Below are 21,439 nucleotides of genomic sequence, written 5' to 3'. Positions count from 1 at the left end.
ACACCTTATTAACGAAACGCCAACCTAAGTTGTATTGTAACCAATTTTATCTAAAAATTCAAGACTATTTTCCTAAAAATTTATCAGAAGTGGCAGATTTATGCTATACTGGGTCTGTAAGATCCATTATTTTTAAGGAGAATATAACAATGAGCAGAAAGATTATGGCAGATTTTCATCTCCACTCCGATTTTTCCGGCGATGGAGAAATCCCCATGGAAACTATGATACAGGAGGGCATTGCCAGAGGTCTCTCCCTTATGTGCTTTACGGAACATCTGGACTGGGATTTTCCTCCCACTCCCGAACATACTGCTTTTGACCTGGACATCCCCGCCTATCGGAACCGACTAGTGGAATTGAAGGAAAAATATAAAGATTCCATAGATTTAAGATTCGGACTGGAACTGGGCCTTCAGCCCCATCTTGCCTCCCGTCATCAGGCGCTTCTGAAAGAATGGGAGTTTGATTTCGTTATCGGATCCTCTCATGTAACAGACGGATGCGATCCCTATTATCCTGCTTTTTACGAAGATCGTACCGAGGAAGAAGCCTATACCTCCTATTTTGAATCCATCCTGGACAATCTGAAAGTTTTTGATCAGATGGACGTTTACGGACATATTGACTATGTGGTTCGCTACGGCCCCAATAAAAATAAGTTTTACACCTATGGACGCTATGAGGAAATTCTGGAGGAAATTCTCCGGACCCTGATCTCCAGAAACGTCGGACTGGAAGTGAACACCGGAGGATTTCACTACGGGCTTGGCCACCCCAATCCCTGCGAAGAAATTTTAACCCGCTACCGTCAGCTCGGGGGAGAAATACTGACGATTGGATCGGACGCCCATATTCCCGGCAATATTGCCTTTGACTTTCATAAACTTCCCGACCTGTTAAAGTCCTGCGGTTTTACCCACTACACAGTTTTTCAAAACCGCAGGCCGCAGTTTCTGCCTCTCGACTGAAAACAGAATCATTCTCTGTAATATGCAAACCGGGCTGCCCCTCCATAAGGAGAGACAGCCCTTCTCTTTTCTATCTTCTCACCGCCAGAGCGGCTTTCTGTTCCTTTCTTTTTCTGGATTTTTCATACAGCCGTTTTAACAGAGACGTAATTGCGTCTATGACCACCGGAGAGAAAATCATCAGCAGAAAGACCAGAATAATCATGCCGAATTCCAGTGAGCCCAGATTCAGCAGGTTCTGCAGCACCACAGCCCCTCCGAAGAAGATAAACTGCATGCCGTAAATAATGATCTTACGATAACGGCTCAAAGGGGAATATACCGTCTTTAAAGCCGCCATATAATTCCATCCCGTCACCAGCACGCAGGCAGTATTTAACATTTCATTGGAGTGATATACTCCCTGACAAACCAGCATAACCGCGAATACACAGGCGGTAATCGTCACAGCCGCCGGAAATGCGTTAATAAACACATGTCTCAGGAAGGTGTGATCAATCTTATTATAGTTTCGCTCCTGAGCCAGAAGGAACGTTGGGATTCCCACTGCACAGGCGCTGATTAAAGACATCTGAATCGGCTCAAAGGGGTACATATCCCCAAAGAAAATAGTCAGAAGCGACAGACAGACGGAAAAAATAGTTTTAATCAGAAACATGGAGGCCGCCATACGGATATTGTTTACCACCCGCCGGCCCTGATTCACAATATGAGGCATTGCTCCGAAATTGGAGTCCAGTAAAACCACATTGGCAATATTTTTCGCCGCGTCGCTTCCTGCCGCCATAGCAATGCTGCAGTCGGATTCCTTTAAAGCCAATACGTCATTTACCCCGTCTCCGGTCATGGCCACCGTATGTCCCTGCTCCTTCAAAGCCAGTACCATCTGCTTTTTCTGCTGGGGCGTCACCCTGCCGAACACGCTGCAGGATGCCACCGCCCGGGCCATTTCCTCTTCCGTCTGAATGGTGGTGGCATCTATATAGTTTTCCGCATTTTCAAGGCCTGCTTTTTTCGCAATCGCAGAAACTGTCACCGGATCGTCTCCGGAGATAACCTTTAAGTCTACTCCCTGTTTTGCAAAAAACTGCAGGGTTTCCGGAGCTTCCTGACGTATTACATCCGTCAGAAGCAGAAGGGCATAAGGCCGCAGACCCTCCGGAAGCTCCGTGCTTCGATTTTTATTGGGGCTGTATGCCAGAACCAGAATCCTCAGCCCTTCCTGGCTGTATCTGCTGCACTTCTCCAGCAGTTCTTCCTCGCCTTCCGGAAACAGGAACTGCGCAGCGCCTATGAAATAAGTGCCGTCTTCATAACAGGCCCCGCTGTATTTTCTCTCTGATGAAAAGGGAATCCGATGATTCAGAACAAAGTCCCGGCGTACCTTAAAATGCTCCCGCATCGCATCCGAGGTAGCATTTTCATCCTGAAGAACGCCCATCAGATTTCCCATTACCCGGGAAACTTTCTCCGAATCCCAGGAATCTTCTTCTTTTTCCAGAAGCTCTACTTTTTCCACCCGCATACTGCCTTCTGTAATTGTTCCTGTTTTATCCAGGCAAAGGGTATCTACCCGGGCCAGCGTCTCAATGCAGTACAGCTCCTGTACCAGCGTTTTCTTCCGGGCCAGAGTCAGAGCCCCCAGAGTCAGAGCCACACTGGTCAGAAGAACCAGTCCTTCCGGAATCATGCCCAGAACAGCCGCCACAGTACTCACAACGGAGTTGGCAAAGGTGTCTCCTACAATCTGATACTGCTTATAGAAGAGCACAATTCCCAACGGCAGAATAATAATACTGATTACCTTCAGGATTTTATTTAAAGCATTGCGAAGCTCCGAATTATGCTTCTTAAATTCCTTGGCTTCACTTGTAATCTGAGAGGCATAATTCTCTTTTCCCACATGAATAATCTTGCAGTAAGCATTTCCGGCCGTGACAAAGCTGCCCGAATAAAGTCCGTCTCCACGGCCCTTTACCAGGTTATCGGATTCCCCTGTAAGCAAAGACTCGTTGACTTCCAGACTTCCCTCCAGAACCTCCGCATCTGCCGGCACCTGTTCCCCTGCTTTCAGATATACAATATCGTCAATGACGATCTCTTCTGTGGGCACATTCCATTTCTGTCCTTCCCGGACCACCACATTTTTACTGGCCGTTAATATGGCCAGCTTATCAATGGTCTTCTTGGCTCTTACCTCCTGAACGATTCCGATAACCGTGTTAATAATAATAATTCCCATAAACATGGAATTTTTATAGGAGCCCACCAGAAGTACCAATACCAGCAGAACCACATTTAAAAAGTTAAAAAAAGTCAGTACATTCTCCCGTATAATCTGCTTATACGTTCTGGTATTGGGTTCTTCATTCCGGTTAATCTGCCCTGCATCGATCCTCTGCTGAACTTGTTCCTTCGTTAATCCTGTCATACTCTCACCACGATATTGGTTATACTAGGTTGCCTGTATCTTCTGTTTTCCCGATAATAATGCCGCCTCCGGCAACATATCCATTCTGGTAAAAAACCACTGCCTGTCCCGGTGTCACTGCCCTTACCGGCCGCTTAAACCGGCAGAGAACCTCCCCCTGTTCCAGCGGTTCTAAAACACAGTCTTCTCCTTTATGATTATATCGTATTTTCGCCGAAACTTCCATCCCTTTTGTCACTTTGTCCACTGCCATCCAGTTGAGCTTTGTACAGGTTAAAGCCGAGGCAAAAACATCTTCGTTCTCTCCCACGACCACCTCATTCGTCTCCGGACGGATTTCCCTAACAAAAACCGGACGGCCCATAGAGAGATTCAGTCCCTTCCTCTGGCCGATGGTATAATGGATAATCCCTTTATGACGGCCTACAACCGTCCCGTCCTCGGTTACATAATTTCCTTCCGGTACTTTTTTTCCGGATTTCTTCTCAATATAACGGGCATAATCGTTGTCCGGAATGAAACAGATTTCCTGACTGTCCGGCTTATTTGCCACGGGAATCCCGGCTCTTTCTGCAATTGCCCGGATTTCCTCCTTCTCGTACTGTCCCACCGGCATCACCGTAGCTGCAAGCTGTTCCTGTGTCAGATTATATAAAGCATATGTCTGATCTTTTGCAGAAGACGCCGCCTGCTTCAGGGCATATCTTCCATTGGAGAGACGGTCAATTCTGGCATAATGTCCTGTGGCGATCTGACTGGCTCCCAGCTTTTTCCCATAAGATAAAAGGGCTTCCCATTTCACCATCCGGTTACAGACAATACAGGGATTGGGTGTCCGTCCTTCCAGATATTCCCGGACAAAATAATCCGTCACATACTGTTTAAATTCTTTCTGAAAATCTGCAACATAATGGGGAATCCCCAGATAGTCCGCAACTTTTTTAGCATCTTCTATCATCTGAAGATCCCCGTGTTCTCCCCGGACGCCCTCCTGCACCGGTATGGTCTGCATAGTAACGCCCAGGACATCATATCCCTGCTCCTTCAGCAGGTATGCGGCTACAGAAGAATCCACGCCTCCTGAAAGCCCAATGACGATTTTTGGTCCATTCATTAATACTCTTCCTCTGCTTCCTCTTCCCCCTCATGAATGTCAGACTTGGGTTTTGAAAGACCTTCTACGGTAATCCCGTGCTTCTGGGCATAATCCCAGAGAGCGGCATGAATTGCCTCTTCTGCCAGCAGGGAGCAGTGCACTTTCACAGGCGGCAGGCCATCTAACGCTTCCATTACAGCTTTGTTGGTTACTTTCATTGCTTCTTCAATGGTTTTGCCTTTTACCAGCTCTGTGGCCATACTGCTGGTAGCCACAGCCGCCCCGCAGCCGAAAGTTTTAAATTTGCAGTCACGGATAACATGGGTCTCATCGTCAATATCCAGATAAATTCTCATAATATCCCCGCACTTTGCATTTCCCACAGTTCCTACTCCGCTTGCGTCTTCTATCTCACCCACATTCCTCGGGTTCTGAAAATGATCCATTACTTTTTCACTATACATCTTTTTTTCCTCCTGACAAGTCTTTTCACAATTTTTTCTCAGTTTTAAATAAAATATACCTTGTATTTTATTTCCTGTTCTGTTTTTTCATAAAATCTTCATACAAAGGAGACATGCTCCTTAACTGGCTTACCACTTCTTTAATTTTATCAACCGTATAATCAATCTCTTCCTTTGTTGTCTCTTTGCCCAGAGTCAGCCGCAGAGAGCCATGGGCAATCTCATGAGGAAGTCCGATAGCCAGAAGGACGTGAGACGGATCCAGGGAACCGGAGGTACATGCCGATCCGCTGGAAGCACAGATTCCATATCCGTCCAGCATCAGCAACAGGGATTCCCCTTCGATAAATTCAAAACTGATATTTACATTGTTGGGAAGCCGCCTCTTTTGGTCTCCGTTCAGCCGGCAGTAGGGAACCTCTTTTAAAATTCTCTCAATCAGATAATCTCTCAGTTCCTGTTCTCTGGCCGTTCTCTCTTCTCTGCTTTCTTCTGCAAGGCGGGCAGCCTCCCCATAGCCTACAATTCCCGGTACATTTTCTGTTCCGGCTCTTCTCTTTCTCTCCTGGGCTCCGCCATGTATGAAGGAGCGTATTTTGACTCCTTTTCGGATATAAAGAAAGCCAATCCCTTTTGGTCCGTTAATTTTATGGGCGGAAGAACTCAGCATATCAATATTCAGTGCGTCCACATCAATTGGAAGCTGTCCAAATGCCTGTACTGCGTCTGTGTGGAATAAAATCTGATGTTCTCTGGCAATCATTCCGATTTCCCGGACAGGCTGAATGCTTCCAATCTCATTATTGGCAAACATAATGGAGATTAAAATGGTCTCCTCTGTTATGGCTTTCTCCAGCTCATCCAGTTTTACAATTCCGTTTTCGTCCACATCCAGATACGTAATCCTTGCTCCTCTGTATTTCTCCAGATATTCACAGGTATGCAAAATTGCATGGTGTTCAATTTTCGTTGTAATAATGTGGTTTCCCTTTTGGGCGTAAGCGTCAAAGGCCGCCACCAGCGCCCAGTTGTCTGCTTCGCTTCCCCCGGCCGTAAAATAGATTTCATTGGTTCTGGCATTTAATACCCCGGCAATTTTCTCCCTTGCTTCCTCCATGGCCGTCTTGCTTTTCCCAGCCAGTTCATAAATACTGGAGGGATTTCCGTAGTTTTCTGAAAAATATGGAATCATCGCCTCTACAACTTTTGGATCTGTTTTTGTGGTTGCCGCATTATCTAAATATATAAGTTTTCCCATGATCTCCACTCTCCCATCTTTCTTTTTTCGAATATCTTCCAGAGATTTTCACTTTATATAAAACTGTACTTTTTTGGTACTCTTTCCAGAAACTATTGTATTCTTCTTTTAAAGTTCTGTCAAGGGGAAGTGACGAATATGTTAGTAAAAAAAGGTTTCCTGTAATATGCAATTAAAAAAAAGTTTCCTGAAAGGAACCATCATTCTTACTTTTACCGGATTTCTAAGCAAAATAATCGGATTCTTCTATAGAATATTCCTATCCCAGACAATTGGTGCGGAGGGGCTGGGCATCTACCAGCTTATTTTTCCGGTACAGGGACTCCTTCTGGCAGTTACCACTGCCGGTATGCAGACAGCTCTTTCCCGGTTTATCGCTTCTCAGTTCGCGCAAAAAAACCCGAAAAGAGCCAATGACGGATTTGTTCTCGGCTGTACGTTCTCCCTGCTCTTTTCCATTGGTCTGTCCTGTCTGGTTCACAATCAGGCAGACTTTATCAGCATTCAGCTTCTGGCGGAACCCCGGACGGCACCTTTGCTTCGCCTGCTGGCTTTTGCCATTCCTTTAAGCAGTCTGCACTCCTGCGTAAACAGCTACCATTACGGTCAGAAGAAAACAGGCGCGCCCTCTGTGATTCTGCTGCTGGAGCAGACTTTTCGGGTTTTCACTGCGTTTCTTGTTTACCAGATCGCCCTTTCAAAGGGCTTCTCCCCCACTCCTCTAATCGCCGTCGCCGGCATTCTGGCAGGGGAACTTGCGGCAGCCCTCTCTTCCCTTCTGGTTATGAGCTGGAACTTCCAGACTCACCGCTACCGCATTTTTTCCATTGCGCATCCGGGAGAAATCTTCTCGGATTTGCTGCACATGTCTGTCCCTTTAACTTTGAACCGGGTGCTTTTAACCCTGTTAAGCAGCATTGAAGTGATCCTCATCCCCCGGCAGCTTATAAAATTTGGCCTCTCCTCATCAGAGGCTCTGAGTCTTTATGGCATTTTTACAGGAATGACCCTTCCTTTAATTCTTTTTCCTTCCGCCATAACCAACTCTGCCTCTGTAATGCTCCTGCCCTCTATCGCTGAAATTCAGGCCCTGGGATACCGCAGAACCCTGCAGCGGACCATCACAAAAGCAGTTCAAAGCTGTCTGCTTCTGGGAGCCGGCTGCGGAATTTTCTTCTTTTTATCAGGAAACTTTCTCGGTCTCTTCCTCTTTGATAATTCTACTGCCGGCACCTTTATCCGGATTATGGCCTTTATCTGCCCCTTTCTGTACACAAATACGGCCCTTTCCAGCATCTTAAACGGCCTCGGAAAACCCTCTGCCTGTCTGGTACACAATGTATCGTCCATCAGCATCCGCATTTTCTTTGTGGCGTTTTTCATTCCCGTCTTCGGAATCCGGGGTTACTTATGGGGAATCCTTCTGGGAGAACTTCTGCTTACCTTTCTGCACGGATTTACCCTTTACCGACTTTTTAAGGATACACTTGTCAAAAAAGGGGGTTCTATATTATAATAACCCATGGCTGTAACAAAAAGATAAAACAAAGTGAAAAGGAGAACGACATATGGGATTTGAATTTATTACAAAATTACCTACCCCTTCTGAGATTCGCGGACAGTATCCCATCTCCGAAAGAGTCAAAGCTCTGAAAAATCAGCGCGATCAGGAAATCCGCGATATATTTACCGGAAAATCCGATAAGTTTCTGGCTATTATCGGTCCCTGTTCTGCCGATAACGAAGACGCCGTATGTGACTATCTTACCCGGCTTCGGAAAGTACAGGATGCCATTGAGGATAAGGTCCTGATTATCCCCCGGGTTTATACCAATAAGCCGCGTACCACGGGAGATGGCTACAAAGGCATGGTTCACCAGCCGGATCCGGAGAAAAAACCAAATCTTCTGGCCGGTCTTATCGCTATCCGTAAAATGCATATCCGTGCCATTGAGGAAACAGATTTTACCTGTGCAGATGAAATGCTCTATCCGGAGAACTGGAGATATTTATCTGATATTCTCTCCTATGTGGCCGTGGGCGCCCGTTCGGTAGAAGACCAGCAGCACCGTCTGACTGTCAGCGGTATGGATGTACCTGCCGGAATGAAAAATCCCACCAGTGGTGATTTCAGTGTCATGCTGAACTCCGTTTATGCGGCTCAGCATCCCCACCGTTTTATTTACAGAGGCTGGGAAGTTAAAACCACCGGAAATCCTCTGGCTCATACGATTTTAAGGGGAGCCGTTAATAAACACGGCGAAGCTATCCCCAATTATCACTATGAAGATCTCCGGCTTCTGGTGGAAAAATATCAGGAACAGGAATTAGTTAATCCGGCCATCATTGTGGATACCAACCATTCCAATTCCAATAAGCAGTACGATCAGCAGGTGCGGATTGCCAAAGAGGTGCTTCACAGCCGTCAGGTCGATTCCTCTTTACGCTCTATGGTTAAGGGTCTTATGATTGAAAGCTACATTGAAAATGGAAATCAGAAAATCGGCGCTGAGCCCCATATCTACGGAAAATCCATTACTGATGCCTGCCTTGGCTGGGAGGAATCTGAAAAACTTCTTTATACCATTGCGGAAATGTGCTAAAAAAATTGCCGTAAAAGAATACGCTTCTTTTACGGCGATTTTTATTTTCTGGGATGGGCTTTCATATACACATCCCGTATCTTATTCACGTTCATGTTTAAATAAATCTGAGTTGTGGAAACATCCGAATGTCCCAGCATTTCCTGCACGCTTTTAATATCTGCCCCATTCTGAAGCATATGAACAGCAAAGGAATGACGCAGGGTGTGGGGCGTAATGTCGCCTTTAATCCCGGCGCTGTCTGCATATCCCTTCAGCACCTTCCAGAATCCCTGACGGCTCATGGACTTTCCGCTGCAGTTGGTAAACAGACTCTCTTCTCTGCACCCTTTCAACAGACATTCCCTGGATTTCTCCAGATACCTTCCCAGAGCCTTCTGGCACACACTGCCAAAGGGGATGATCCGATCTCTCGTACTCTCCCGGCAGATTACATATCCCATCTGCATATTTACATCAGAAAGATTTAAATGAATCAATTCGCTGACTCTCATTCCCGTAGCATATAAAAGCTCCAGCATAGCCTTATCTCTTATCCCCTTGGCCGTTTCCAGATCCGGCTGTTTCAAAAGCTTATCCACTTCCTCAACACTTAAAATCTCCGGCGCTTTCTTCTCCACTTTCGGAGGCTTCAACTGCTCCGAAGGATCCTGCCGGAGATAACCTTCTTTAAACAAATACTGAAAAAATGCCCGGATGGAGGCAACGCTTCTGGAAATCGTGGAAGAGGCAAAATTCTCCTGTTCCAGATACAGAAGATAACTGTTCAAATGAGTGCAGGTCACCTCTTCCGCTTTCTGAATCCCCTGCTGTTCCAGAAACCCCTGCATCTTCTTCAAATCCCGCTGATAAGATAATTCGGTATTTCTGGAAGTTTTTTTCATCTTATGTAAATAGCTTACAAACTCGCGAATTAAACTTTCCATGTCTTTCGTTCCTTAATCTTGTGTATCGTTTCTTTTTCTTTTTTCATATGCTTTATTATACGGAAAAATCGCAAAAAAGCAAACCCTTTTTCTCCCGGAAAAACCGGGCTTTTTCAGCATTTTTTCATCCGTACTACATATCGTGATTTTTCTTTACTTCTATCAATATATTGTATCCTGCCGTATCCTTCCGCAAAAAAATTTTTTTGGAAAATAGTTCTCTTTGGATCTTTTTCATTTTATGTAAACTTATCAGAAAATCTGCAGTTTGTTTATAAGGAACTCCACGCAGAGGGGATTTAAGAAACATTCCAAAGCAATTCCCGCCGTCTGAATCCCGATTAACAGCAGACATTTTCCCCCGTAACTTCGCAGTTCTTTTGCTGTTATTTTCTGATTTTTCCAGCATTTACAGGAAAAGGAGCAGGCCATGGAAGTCAAAACAAATAAAACAGGCAGGTAAAGTGCATATTGGGGAAAAAAAAGTCCCAGTCCCACAACGCCGCCCACAGCGCCAAACTGCAGGATAGAAACAGTCAGTACCCCTCCCAGAAAGAAGCCCGTCCAGACGGACATAAAAAGGGCGGCCGGCACCCCAAAAACCGATACACCGCAAATCATCAGCAAAAAGATTCCCGTCATTCTTTCTTTAATCAGCAGCAGAAAATAATCCTCCCATGCCAGTTCTGCCCTTGTAAAGGTCTCCATCAAATATATCCCTGCAAAACCCCCTTTCTGTATCTGAGTTTTCCAGAAAATATTAGGCAGAAGAACCCCCAGAAGAAATCCTCCCAGCAAAACAAACCAACAGAAAAGAGATTTTCCTGAATCGTTATTGAATCTGAACCGTTTCATACATTCACCTCTTTTCAGTTTACGAATGAGGACGTCTTTCTAGAACCACCGCAACGCAAAAAGACTGTTACAGAAAATTTCTTTTCTGTAACAGTCCCTTCTATTGGTGAACTTATTTAGCATATTCTACAACTCGGGATTCACGAATAACATTCACTTTAATTTGTCCTGGATATTCCAGTTCTGCCTCAATCTGTTTCGCGATGTCTCTGGCTAATAATACCATATCTGCATCATTCACATGATCCGGCACAACCATCACTCGAATTTCCCTTCCTGCCTGAATAGCGAAAGACTTGTCTACACCTTTGAAAGAATTTGTAATGTCTTCCAGTTGTTTCAACCGGTTTGTATAGGTTTCCAAAGTCTCCCTTCTGGCTCCCGGTCTTGCTGCTGAAATCGCATCAGCCGCCTGAACAATACAGGCAATCAGCGATTCCGGCTCTGTGTCGCCATGATGAGCCGCTACGGCGTTGATTACGACTGCAGATTCTTTGTACTTTCTGCATAAATCCACGCCAATCTGAATGTGAGAACCTTCCACTTCATGATCAATGGATTTTCCAATATCATGGAGCAGTCCCGCACGTTTGGCAATCCGCACATCCGCGCCAATCTCTCCTGCCAGCAGTCCACATAACTGAGCGACTTCTATGGAATGTTTCAAAGCGTTCTGTCCGTAACTGGAACGGAATTTCATACGTCCCAGGAGTCGGAGCAGTTCCGGATGGATACCATGTACTCCTACTTCAATGGCAGCATTTTCGCCTTCTTCACGAATCTTGCTTTCCACTTCTCTCTGCGCTTTTTCCACCATTTCCTCAATCCGTGCAGGATGAATTCTTCCATCCACAATCAGTTTTTCCAGTGCGATTCTGGCAATCTCCCGGCGGATAGGATCAAATCCGGACAACACCACTGCTTCCGGTGTATCGTCAATAATCAGATCCACGCCCGTCAATGTTTCCAGAGTCCGGATATTGCGGCCTTCCCGACCGATAATCCGTCCTTTCATCTCATCACTGGGAAGCTGAACCACAGAAATCGTCGCCTCAGATACATGATCCACTGCACATTTCTGAATGGCGTTTACCACATACTCTCTGGCTTTCTTCTCAGCATCTTCTTTGGCCCGGTTTTCCAGTTCTTTGTAAAGTTTGGCCACATCTACCTTTACATCTTCTTCTACGGCTTTAAACAGTTCTTCTTTCGCCTGTTCGGAGGTCAGTCCTGAAACTCGTTCCAGTTCCTGTACTCCTTTTTCTTCGAGTTCTTCCACTCGTTTTTCTTTCATTTGCAAATCTGCAAATCTCGCTGTACACTCTGCTTCCCGTCTTTCCAGCGCTTCCGCTTTCTTGTCCACGGATTCCTCTTTTGTCAGGACACGCTTTTCGTACTTCTGAAGTTCGCTTCGTCTCTCTTTTGTTTCCTTTTCCAATTCGTTTTTGGTGCGGAGAGACTCTTCTTTCACTTCCAGGAGAGTTTCGCGTTTTTTGGTTTCGGCTGTTTTTAAGGCTTCATCTATTATGCTTCTTGCTTTTTCTTCTGCTGTTCCGATAACTTCGGCATCTTTTTTCACCTTGTTATCCACGGCAACCTTGCAAGTAATAGGAACCGCAATAAGTAGCGCGACTACCACAGCGACAATTGCAACAATTATTGTGCTTGTCACAGGAGCACCTCCTTATTTAGTTTTCATTGTACAATTACAACAATACAAGTTTATATTGTTTTGAGAATTATGTCAAGATTTTATATGGATTTTTTCTTCCTCAAATACCTGCCGAATATCCTCAAACTGAAATCCTCTTCGAATCAGAAAGCCGTAAAGTCTCCGGTATTCTTTCTCTGACAGTTCTCTTTGCTGACCGCATTTTTTCTGTACCAGCTTCCGGATCAGTTCACTCTCACAGGGCGCCTGAATCTGTATGATTTCCTCCCAGGCCCTCTCAGCGGTCTCCCGGCTGACCCCTTTCTGATGCAGTTCCATCAGAATTTTCTGTCTGCTTTTCTCCTGTATCCGGTACAATATGTAATTCTGGGCATATTTATAATCGTCGATATAGCCGTAAGATTCCACATAGGCAATGGCCTGTTCAATCTCCGGATCCTGGAAGCCCTTCTCTTTCAGCCTCCGGTACAGCTCCTGCCGGGTTCTGCTTCTGGCCTTCAGAAGATACATGGCCCGGGTTCTGGCTTTCTTAACAGCGTCGTCCATATCCGTTCCCTGCTATTCCTGTTTTTCCTCTTCTTTTTTTGTATTTTCTGTTTCCTTTTCCGCAGAAGCATCCTCTTCTTCCAGATGGCAGGCCACCCGGACTTTATGCTCCACTTCTTTGCAGACTTCCGGATTCTGTCTCAGATAATTTTTCGCATTTTCTCTTCCCTGTCCAATCTTGCTTCCTTCATAGGAAAACCAGGCGCCGCTTTTATTAATAATCTGATGTTCTACTGCCAGATCCAGAATATCTCCTTCTTTGGAAATTCCTTCTCCGAACATAATATCAAACTCGGCCTGCTTGAAGGGAGGAGCCACCTTATTCTTTACTACTTTGATTCTGGTATGGTTTCCTACCATTTCCCCGCCCTGCTTCAGGGTCTCCACCTTCCTTACATCCAGACGGATGGAAGAATAGAATTTCAGAGCTCTTCCGCCGGTGGTTGTCTCCGGATTTCCGAACATTACTCCCACCTTTTCACGTAACTGGTTGATGAAAATTACAATACAGTTGGATTTGCTGATTACTGCTGTCAGTTTACGCAGAGCCTGAGACATCAGTCTTGCCTGAAGTCCCACATGGGTGTCTCCCATATCTCCGTCAATCTCTGCCTTGGGAACAAGAGCTGCCACAGAGTCCACAATAACAATATCCACAGCTCCGGAACGGACCATGGTTTCTGTAATCTCCAGGGCCTGTTCCCCGTTATCCGGCTGGGAGATATACAGATTCTCAATGTCTACACCGATGTTTTTCGCATATACGGGATCTAAGGCATGTTCTGCATCAATAAATCCTGCGATGCCGCCTCTCTTCTGTACCTCTGCCACCATGTGCAGGGCTACCGTTGTCTTACCGCTGGATTCCGGTCCGTAAATCTCAATGATTCTTCCTTTCGGCATTCCGCCCAGTCCCAGGGCAATATCCAGGCTGAGAGAACCTGTAGGAATGGTCTCCACCTGCATCTGGGCATTGGACTCGCCCAGTTTCATAACCGCCCCCTTGCCGTATTCCTTCTCAATCTGTCCTAAAGCCGCTTCAAGGGCTTTCTGTTTTTCTTCATTTATCATATTAAGATCTCCTTTGTTTCTGTTTTTATAATGCGAACCTATGTTCGTGTTTTCCATGTATCCATAGTAATATACTTTCCTTTTCTTGTCAACGTATAATTCAAAAGAAGCCTTCCTACAGGAGTGAGCTCCCCTGCATGAAGGCTTCTTTCATCTTTTTACTGTGCAGAAGTAAAAATTGCTTTCACATCAGCGATTTCTGTAGGTGTCGCCATAGCTGCCGGAACATAGTATTTTCTGTCCTTCGCAATTTTATATATCTCTTCCTGAGACATCTCGCACTGATTTCTAAACTGTTTTAAGGTTTGCTTTAACTGAGGGTTTTCCGTCTGAGAAATCATTTCCCCATACCGTACCAACTCTCCGTTAATTCCTACAAGAGTATCTGCAACCATCGCCTTATCGTTCATGATTTTCCCTCCTTCTACTGTAAAAACTGCATTAACTGCTGTTTCATTGTCATTGCGGACTGGGCGGATTTCTGGAAGAACTGACGTACTTCCGGATCCTGAGCTTTCGCCGCATAGTCCTGCATCTTACAGTGGTTGGTGTCACATCCGCCGATTAAATGGCGCAGATTCTGTAAATCCAGCTCTGAAATATTTGTCATAACACTACCTCCTAACATTTTCATGTATTCAGTAGTATCCCTATTTTCTTATTTTTTATACTTCCCTGAAAGCAGCATTATTCCCCAATCATCCAGTTGTACATTTCTTCGTACTGTCTTGCAGAATTGTTCCACGAAAAGTCTGCTGCCATTGCCCTGTCTACAATCTTATTCCATTCTCTCTTCTTATCATAATAAATACGTTCCGCATTCCGAATGGTATTCAGCATCTCGTGGGCATTGTAGTTGCGGAAACTGAATCCTGTTCCCGTACTTTCAAATTCGTTATATGGTTCCACCGTATCTTTTAATCCGCCTGTTTCCCTGACAATCGGCACCGTTCCGTACCGAAGACTCATAAGCTGGCTTAAACCGCACGGCTCAAACAGAGACGGCATTAAAAAGGCGTCGGAAGAAGCATAAATCCGATGGGACATCGGCTCAGAATAATAAATATTCGCTGATACCTTTCCATGGTATTTCCAGTCAAAATGACGGAACATGTTTTCATATTTCTCATCCCCTGTGCCAAGAGCCACAATCTGTACGGCATCCTGACACAGTTCGTCCATAATATAAGCGACTAAGTCAAATCCCTTCTGATCAGTAAGTCTGGATACCATTCCAATCATCATGGCTTTCGGATCCTGCTCCAGTCCCAGATCTTTCTGGAGCTGCAGTTTATTTTTCACTTTTTCTTTTCTGAAAGTCACTGCATTATAATTTTTTGTAATGCATGGATCTGTCTCCGGATTATAAACATCATAGTCAATTCCGTTTACAATTCCCCGCAGACAGTTGGCTCTTGCGCACATAAGTCCGTCCAGTTTCTCTCCGTAGAACGGAGTCTTTATCTCTTCGGCATAGGTATTGCTGACAGTTGTAATTGCATCGGCAAAAACAATACCTCCCTTTAAATAATTCGCATCTTTGTAGGCTTCTAATTTATCCGGCGTGAAATAGTAATCGGACAGGCCCGTAATTGCTTTGACTGTCTTTACATCCCAGACACCCTGAAACTTCAGGTTATGTATGGTCATAATTGTCTTGATTCCCCTGAAAAATTCATTCTGCTGGAAGGAATCATGCAGATAAACGGGCACCAGTCCTGTCTGCCAGTCGTGGCAGTGAATAATATCAGGACGGAAATCCAGTACAGGCAGAACGGATAAAACAGCTTTTGAGAAAAAGGCAAATTTCTCCAAATCCCAGGTTCCGCCGTCATAAGGCTTCGGGCCGCTGAAATAGTATTCGTTATCAATGAAATAAAATAAGATTCCGTCATATTCCATCTTCATAATACCTACGTAGCAATTTTTATATCCCAGGTCCATATAAAAATGCGTCACATATTCCATTTTGTCTTTCCATTCCTGACTCATACAGGCATATTTTGGTAAAATAACCCGGATATCAAAATATCTCTTGTCAAAGCACTTGGGCAATGCACCTGCTACATCTGCAAGACCTCCTGTTTTAATAAAAGGCACAGCCTCTGATGTTGCATATAATATTCTTTTCATCCGTAAACCCCTCCTTGGTAAACTACACTATTTCTCTTATTATATCGTAATTTTCCATCAATTAAAAGAGTGATTTTTATATTCCAGTCTGATTTTGTCCGCAATTAAAGCAATAAATTCTGAGTTTGTAGGTTTTCCTTTCCCGGTGCTGACGGTATAGCCGAATAATTCATCAATTGTATCCATTTTTCCTCTGCTCCACGCAACCTCAATGGCATGCCTTATCGCCCTCTCCACACGGCTGGATGTGGTCTGATGTTTTTTCGCTATAGTAGGATACAGGATCTTTGTAATGGAATTCAGCATTTCCATATCGTTCACGGAAAGAATAATGGCATCTCTCAGATACTGATACCCTTTTATGTGCGCCGGAACACCGATTTCGTGAATGATATTGGTAACATTTCTTTCCAGGTTTCTCTCCCCTAAGGAACTAACCTCCTCATGCGTATTCTGTCTGCGGATTTCCCGCAGCCTTCTCTCACCGGAATTTCTTATGTGTTTAATGCGATTCAGCAGCATCTGATTATCAAAAGGTTTCAGCATGTAATAATCTGCACCGAGGTTGAATGCATCCTCGGTAATCCGCTCCTGTCCCACTGCAGATACAATGATAAATGATGGATGTTTTTTCATTTCCTGATCATGGCTTACTTTTTCCATTACGGATAGTCCGTCTACCTTTGGCATAATAATATCCAGTACTACCACATCTGGCTCTTTCTCTCGTATTATATTACAGATTTCTTCCCCGTTATGTGCTTTTCCAACTAATTCCAGTTCTTTATCTTCATCTATCATTTTTCCTAAAATCTCAACCATTTTTTCATTATCATCTGCGATGGCCACATTCAACTTTTCCATGAGGCTCCTTCCTCCTAACTTCCTTTGCGTTCTCATGTATTTGTACAGAAACGGCTGGGCCCGGTGGCTGTCTCCATACATCACATTTATTATAGACTAAGAATTGTTCGGGAATCAAGCTGAAAGTGCCTGAAATCGGGCATTTTCGTTCATCATATTTCGACAATTAACGTCTCTTTATCTTACAATTTTCCTCATTGTTTTTCAAAAATCTTCTCTTTCTTTCAGCATATTTTCGATAAAAATTCCGTAGCCGCCTGCCGAATCCTGAACGAAAACATGGGTAACTGCCCCGACTATATGCCCATTCTGGATAACCGGACTGCCGCTCATTCCCTGCACGATTCCTCCCGTCAATTCCAGTAGATTCTCGTCGGTTACGCTGATTACGAAACTTTTATTGGTATCTTCATGGTTCATGTCAATTTTTGTGATTTCCACCCCATATTCGTCTACTTTTCCATTTACGCTGCACAGAATACTGGCGGGACCAATTTCCATATCCTGCTTATAACCTACGGGATATTCCTGAAGCTGAAATTCTTCTGTCTCATTCCCTACAAAATTTCCGTATATGCCGTTTCCGCAATTTTTCTGAATATCTCCGACCCGGTTTTCTTCCTGATAAGAGATAAGACCTGTTAATTCTCCCGGAATGCCTTTTTTTCCTTTTTCAATTCCAAGAATCTGCGCCTTATATAAAATTCCTCCATCCATATTCAACAGTTCTCCTGTGTCCACATCGCTGATTCCGTGCCCTAGCGCCCCGTATCTTCCCTGTTTGTCCACAAAAGTAAGCGTCCCGATTCCCTGGGTATTGTCCCGTATCCAGATGCCCAGTTTATAAGTTCCGTCTTCCCCCTGAACCGGATGAACAGCCACAGGAACGGTTTCCCCGTTGCGAAGGACTTCCAGCTGCGCCGTTGTTCCTTCACACTGGGAAATCTCCTCCATAAGTACCTTTTTATTTTCTATCTGCTGCCGGTTATAAGATACAATGTAGTCCCCCGGCTGTATGATATTTTTCGCCGGCTCCTGCACTGTCCCGTCCTGAGCGATTATTTCTCCGGTATCCACCACCAGCACTCCCTGTGTCTCCATATAGATTCCCACAGGACTTCCGCTGGCATACAGGCTGGTTTCTTCCTGCACCTGCACTTTTACCTGCTTCCAGGGAATCACACCCAAAAGCCGGCAGGGAATCCGAAAACTTCCCTCCTGGGAAACGGTTATCGCTTCTTCGCAGCGAATCCAGGGATTTTCCAGGATTTCCTCAATTTGATTTTCTGTTCCTTTTACCACATATAATTCATCCGGTATTTTTCTGTCCAGGTATCGATAGCCTAAATACAGGATGCAAAAAATATCCAGACAAAGAAGAGCGAGAAGAATTTTTCTGTACTTCTTTTTTGCAGTCATCGATATAGAAACCTCCTTATCTGTAAAATAAAAAGAAAAAAGAGGAATACCGTTTCGGTATTGCCTCTCTTAGTATGTGGATATTTTATTGTTTCAGTCTTGTAGTTTTATGTACTTGTGCCAATTCTTTCATTTCCCTGGCATTTTCTACCACCCGTTCTGTCACCTGGGCGCCGCTTAACAGTCTGGCAAGCTCTAAAATGGAAGCTTCTTCTGATAAAGGATAGATTTCTGTCACCGTTTCCTCTTCTCTGGTCTGTTTTTCTATCTGAAAATGTACATCCGCCATGGCCGCTATCTGAGGCAGATGGGTAATACACAGAACCTGATGGTGCCGACCGATAACCGCCATTTTTTCTGAGACTTTCTGAGCGGTGCGGCCGCTGATTCCTGTGTCTATTTCATCAAATATCAGGGTTTCAATCTGATCTTTATCCGCCAGTAACGTCTTTATGGCAAGCATGATTCTGGAAAGCTCACCGCCGGATACCACCTTTGCCAGACTTTTTTTCGTTTCTCCGGGATTGGTGGAAATCCGGTACTCCACTTCATCAAAGCCTTTTGCCGTATAGTGTTCCAGACGTTCAAAGGCAATTTCAAAATCAACATTTAAGAAATTTAAATCTTTCAGATTTTCCATTATCCTGTCGCTTAGCTTCTTCGCATATTTTTTCCTGGTTTCTGATAAAACATGCGAGGACGCAGCTAATTTTTCTTCAATTTTTATTTTTTTCTCTTTCAGCCGTTGTTTCCGTTCCTCATAAGTCAGGATTTCTTCCAGTTTTTTCTGCTGTTTTTCTTTATAATGGAAAATATCAGGAATCGTCTGCCCGTATTTGGCTTTTAAATTATTAATGAGATCCAGACGGGATTCCACGGTGTGGAATTCTTCTTCCTCAAAGGTCATATCTTCCAGATAAGCCGATACTTCTCTGTTAAAGTCATTGAGAAGACCGTCAATATCTCCCAGCATTCCTTCCATGTTCTCCAGCTCTTTATCCCATCCGGAGATCTTTGTGATTTCCCTCAGCGCAGATCCCACGGCTTCTCCCGCGCTGTCGTCTCTTTCATATCCTGTTTTTTCATGAATGAACTGAAGGCTCTCTGCAATCTGCCTGGCGTTATTCATTTTTTTATAACGGGCTTCCAGTTCCTCATCTTCCGAAACAGCCAGCCCGGCATTTTCAATTTCCTGAATCTCAAATTCTAAAAAAGAAGCCTCCCGTCGCTGCTGTTCCTCATCCAGTCCCATATCGTCCAATTCTTTGCAGCACTGCTGATACTGACGGTAGATTTCCTCTGTTTCCTTTTTACAGGGGGCAATTTCTTCTTTGCCGAAGGCGTCCAGGATCTCCAGTTGTTTGTTGGAATACAAAAGAGACTGGTGTTCATTTTGACCGTGAATATCCAGAAGCAGAGAAGCCGCCGCCTTCATCTGGCTGATAGTGCAGACTTCTCCGTTAATCCTGTTAATACTTCTTCCCTCCATCATCTTTCTGGAGAGAAAAATCTGATTCTCTTCACAGAAAATCCCCTGTTCTTCCAGCGCCTTTTGTGTTCTCGGATCCTTTATCTGAAACACCAGTTCCACAAGGGCATAAGGCGCGTGTTCCCTTATCATTTCTCTGGACATTTTCTGTCCCAGAATCAACTGAATGGAACCTAATAAAATCGATTTTCCCGCTCCTGTTTCTCCGGTCAGAATGTTCAGACCTTCCCCGAAATCCACTTCTATTTCTTCGATTAATGCAAGATTTTTAACATGCAAATGAATTAACATAGCAACTCCTTATCCCAAATCTTCCAGAACCTTACGCAGCTTTTCCATTACAAGCAATGTCTGATCTGCATTTTTTACCGCACACATGATTGTATCGTCGCCTGCAATACTGCCCACAATTTCTTTAAACTTCAGTTCATCTAATGCGGCTGCAACACCCATAGCCATTCCCGGCACCGTCTTTATCACCAGAATATTCTGAGCCATATCCATAGAAACCAGTCCGTCTTTTAATACCCTGGAATACTTCTTACTCAGATTATCTTTTGGCGTACTGGTAATCTCATAGTGGCTTTTTCCGTTTGTCCCTGCTATTTTCGTCAGTTTCAGTTCCCGGATATCCCTTGACACGGTGGCCTGGGTCACTCCGAATCCAGCCTGATTCAGTCGTTCCACCAGCTCTTCCTGTGTCTCAATTTCTGATTCATGGATTAGCTCTATAATTTTTGCGTGCCGTTCTAACTTCACTTCCTGCCCTCCTAGCTGTTTCTCATTTTCTGTCTCAATACCTCCAGAAAACTTAAATTATTTAATTTTACAATTTTGGTTTTCTCCCCTGCACATGCAATCTCAATCCGATCACCTGTTATCATGTCAATCTGTGTGTCTCCGTCAAAGGAAGCAATTCCTTCTTCCTGCACTTTCCTTCTTCCTTCCCCCAGCTCCACGGTTATCCTGTCTTCCGGTGAAAAAATAATACTTCGGGTATTCAGGGTATGGGGAGCCAGAGGCGTCATTAAAATCATAGACGCGCTGGGGGAAATGATAGGCCCGCCCGCTGACAGGCTGTAGCCGGTAGAGCCTGTGGGCGTGGAAATAATAATTCCGTCTGCGTGATAGGTATTCAAATACTCTCCATTTACATAGTTAATAAACCGGACCACACGCAGAGGCCCTTCCCGTCCAATCACAATGTCATTTAACGCAATATCTTCTCCGATCGGTTTTCCTTCCCGGTATATTTTCCCGGTCAGCATCATCCGCTCTTCGATTTCATAATCATCTTTCAGCAATTGTTCCAGCGCGCTGCAGACAGAAGTCTTATCCACCTCAGCCAGAAATCCCAGAGTGCCCAGATTAATTCCCAGAAGAGGGATGTCTTTATGCACCATATCTCTTGCTGCCTGAAGCAGAGTGCCGTCCCCGCCTAATACCATGATACATTCCGTATCATCCGGAATTTCTTCCGGATTCGTATAATGATAGCGGCCCTCCTGTTTTTTCTCTCCCTTTTGAACGCAGTATCTGCAGCCGTTTTCTTCCAGATAAGATACAATCTCCCTGGTTATTTTCAGGTCTTTGTCTTTTTCCCAGTTGGTAATAATACAGAATTTCTTCATGGCCTGTTTC

20 protein-coding genes are annotated in these 21,439 nt (G+C 44.6%); 3 read left to right on the top strand and 17 right to left on the bottom strand.

The window, feature by feature from the left end; translation table 11 throughout:
- The first annotated feature begins 149 nt into the window (after nucleotides 1-149).
- A complete protein-coding gene (locus B5F53_RS01645; RefSeq protein ID WP_204246888.1) occupies nucleotides 150-971 on the top strand; it encodes a histidinol-phosphatase HisJ family protein in 822 nt (273 codons plus the stop codon).
- A 70-nt stretch (nucleotides 972-1,041) separates the two neighbouring features.
- On the opposite strand, the gene B5F53_RS01640 is transcribed toward B5F53_RS01645, so the two are convergent.
- From B5F53_RS01640 to nifS, 4 genes are all read right to left on the bottom strand, one after another.
- The gene (locus B5F53_RS01640; RefSeq protein ID WP_087218771.1) at nucleotides 1,042-3,402 is read right to left on the bottom strand and encodes an HAD-IC family P-type ATPase; all 2,361 of its coding nucleotides are present in this window, start codon (nucleotides 3,400-3,402) and stop codon (nucleotides 1,042-1,044) included.
- A 19-nt stretch (nucleotides 3,403-3,421) separates the two neighbouring features.
- Entirely contained in the window at nucleotides 3,422-4,516 is a 1,095-nt protein-coding gene (gene mnmA, locus B5F53_RS01635) for a tRNA 2-thiouridine(34) synthase MnmA (protein WP_087218768.1), read from the bottom strand.
- A complete protein-coding gene (nifU, locus tag B5F53_RS01630) occupies nucleotides 4,516-4,962 on the bottom strand; it encodes a Fe-S cluster assembly scaffold protein NifU (protein WP_087218765.1) in 447 nt (148 codons plus the stop codon). Before nifU ends, mnmA begins: the two co-directional genes overlap by 1 nt.
- 67 nt (nucleotides 4,963-5,029) lie before the next feature.
- Complete coding sequence (gene nifS / locus B5F53_RS01625) at nucleotides 5,030-6,220, bottom strand: cysteine desulfurase NifS (RefSeq protein ID WP_087218762.1); 1,191 nt, start codon at nucleotides 6,218-6,220, stop codon at nucleotides 5,030-5,032.
- A 166-nt stretch (nucleotides 6,221-6,386) separates the two neighbouring features.
- Here nifS and B5F53_RS01620 point away from each other — a divergent pair, with 166 nt between their 5' ends.
- Nucleotides 6,387-7,736, top strand: a complete 1,350-nt coding sequence (locus B5F53_RS01620; protein WP_087218760.1) for a polysaccharide biosynthesis protein — start codon at nucleotides 6,387-6,389, stop codon at nucleotides 7,734-7,736.
- 52 nt (nucleotides 7,737-7,788) lie between these two features.
- Nucleotides 7,789-8,823, top strand: coding sequence for a 3-deoxy-7-phosphoheptulonate synthase (locus tag B5F53_RS01615; protein WP_087218757.1), 1,035 nt, complete (start codon nucleotides 7,789-7,791; stop codon nucleotides 8,821-8,823).
- A 41-nt stretch (nucleotides 8,824-8,864) separates the two neighbouring features.
- On the opposite strand, the gene xerD is transcribed toward B5F53_RS01615, so the two are convergent.
- The 13 genes from xerD to B5F53_RS01550 form a co-directional block, all read right to left on the bottom strand.
- Nucleotides 8,865-9,749, bottom strand: coding sequence for a site-specific tyrosine recombinase XerD (gene xerD, locus B5F53_RS01610; RefSeq protein ID WP_087218754.1), 885 nt, complete (start codon nucleotides 9,747-9,749; stop codon nucleotides 8,865-8,867).
- 252 nt (nucleotides 9,750-10,001) lie between these two features.
- Nucleotides 10,002-10,604, bottom strand: coding sequence for a stage II sporulation protein M (locus B5F53_RS01605; RefSeq protein WP_087218751.1), 603 nt, complete (start codon nucleotides 10,602-10,604; stop codon nucleotides 10,002-10,004).
- 112 nt (nucleotides 10,605-10,716) lie between these two features.
- Nucleotides 10,717-12,276 (bottom strand): ribonuclease Y, encoded by a 1,560-nt coding sequence (rny, locus tag B5F53_RS01600; protein WP_087218748.1) that lies wholly within the window; start codon nucleotides 12,274-12,276, stop codon nucleotides 10,717-10,719.
- Nucleotides 12,277-12,348: 72 nt separating this feature from the next.
- Nucleotides 12,349-12,822: a regulatory protein RecX gene (locus B5F53_RS01595; RefSeq protein WP_087218744.1), complete on the bottom strand. Its 474-nt coding sequence runs from the start codon at nucleotides 12,820-12,822 to the stop codon at nucleotides 12,349-12,351.
- A 12-nt stretch (nucleotides 12,823-12,834) separates the two neighbouring features.
- Entirely contained in the window at nucleotides 12,835-13,893 is a 1,059-nt protein-coding gene (recA, locus tag B5F53_RS01590; RefSeq protein ID WP_087218741.1) for a recombinase RecA, read from the bottom strand.
- 158 nt (nucleotides 13,894-14,051) lie between these two features.
- On the bottom strand, nucleotides 14,052-14,303 hold the full coding sequence (locus B5F53_RS01585; RefSeq protein WP_087218739.1) for a spore coat protein: 252 nt from the start codon (nucleotides 14,301-14,303) through the stop codon (nucleotides 14,052-14,054).
- A gap of 14 nt (nucleotides 14,304-14,317) precedes the next feature.
- A complete protein-coding gene (locus tag B5F53_RS01580; protein WP_087218736.1) occupies nucleotides 14,318-14,503 on the bottom strand; it encodes a hypothetical protein in 186 nt (61 codons plus the stop codon).
- Between the two features lie 77 nt (nucleotides 14,504-14,580).
- Nucleotides 14,581-16,026 carry a glycogen synthase GlgA gene (glgA, locus tag B5F53_RS01575; protein ID WP_087218734.1) on the bottom strand — a complete coding sequence of 482 codons (1,446 nt, stop codon included), beginning with the start codon at nucleotides 16,024-16,026 and terminating at the stop codon, nucleotides 14,581-14,583.
- A 57-nt stretch (nucleotides 16,027-16,083) separates the two neighbouring features.
- Complete coding sequence (gene spo0A, locus B5F53_RS01570; RefSeq protein WP_087218731.1) at nucleotides 16,084-16,890, bottom strand: sporulation transcription factor Spo0A; 807 nt, start codon at nucleotides 16,888-16,890, stop codon at nucleotides 16,084-16,086.
- Nucleotides 16,891-17,094: 204 nt separating this feature from the next.
- Nucleotides 17,095-18,309, bottom strand: a complete 1,215-nt coding sequence (spoIVB, locus tag B5F53_RS01565) for a SpoIVB peptidase (protein WP_087218728.1) — start codon at nucleotides 18,307-18,309, stop codon at nucleotides 17,095-17,097.
- 85 nt (nucleotides 18,310-18,394) lie between these two features.
- Complete coding sequence (recN, locus tag B5F53_RS01560; RefSeq protein ID WP_087218725.1) at nucleotides 18,395-20,089, bottom strand: DNA repair protein RecN; 1,695 nt, start codon at nucleotides 20,087-20,089, stop codon at nucleotides 18,395-18,397.
- Between the two features lie 9 nt (nucleotides 20,090-20,098).
- Complete coding sequence (argR, locus tag B5F53_RS01555; protein WP_087218722.1) at nucleotides 20,099-20,557, bottom strand: arginine repressor; 459 nt, start codon at nucleotides 20,555-20,557, stop codon at nucleotides 20,099-20,101.
- Nucleotides 20,558-20,568: 11 nt separating this feature from the next.
- Nucleotides 20,569-21,429: an NAD(+)/NADH kinase gene (locus tag B5F53_RS01550; protein WP_087218720.1), complete on the bottom strand. Its 861-nt coding sequence runs from the start codon at nucleotides 21,427-21,429 to the stop codon at nucleotides 20,569-20,571.
- Between the last annotated feature and the right edge of the window lie 10 nt (nucleotides 21,430-21,439).

It is taken from the genome of Blautia sp. An249, from assembly GCF_002159835.1.
GTDB lineage: Bacteria > Bacillota > Clostridia > Lachnospirales > Lachnospiraceae > Blautia_A > Blautia_A avistercoris.
This window is presented reverse-complemented; position numbering and strand designations above follow the sequence as displayed.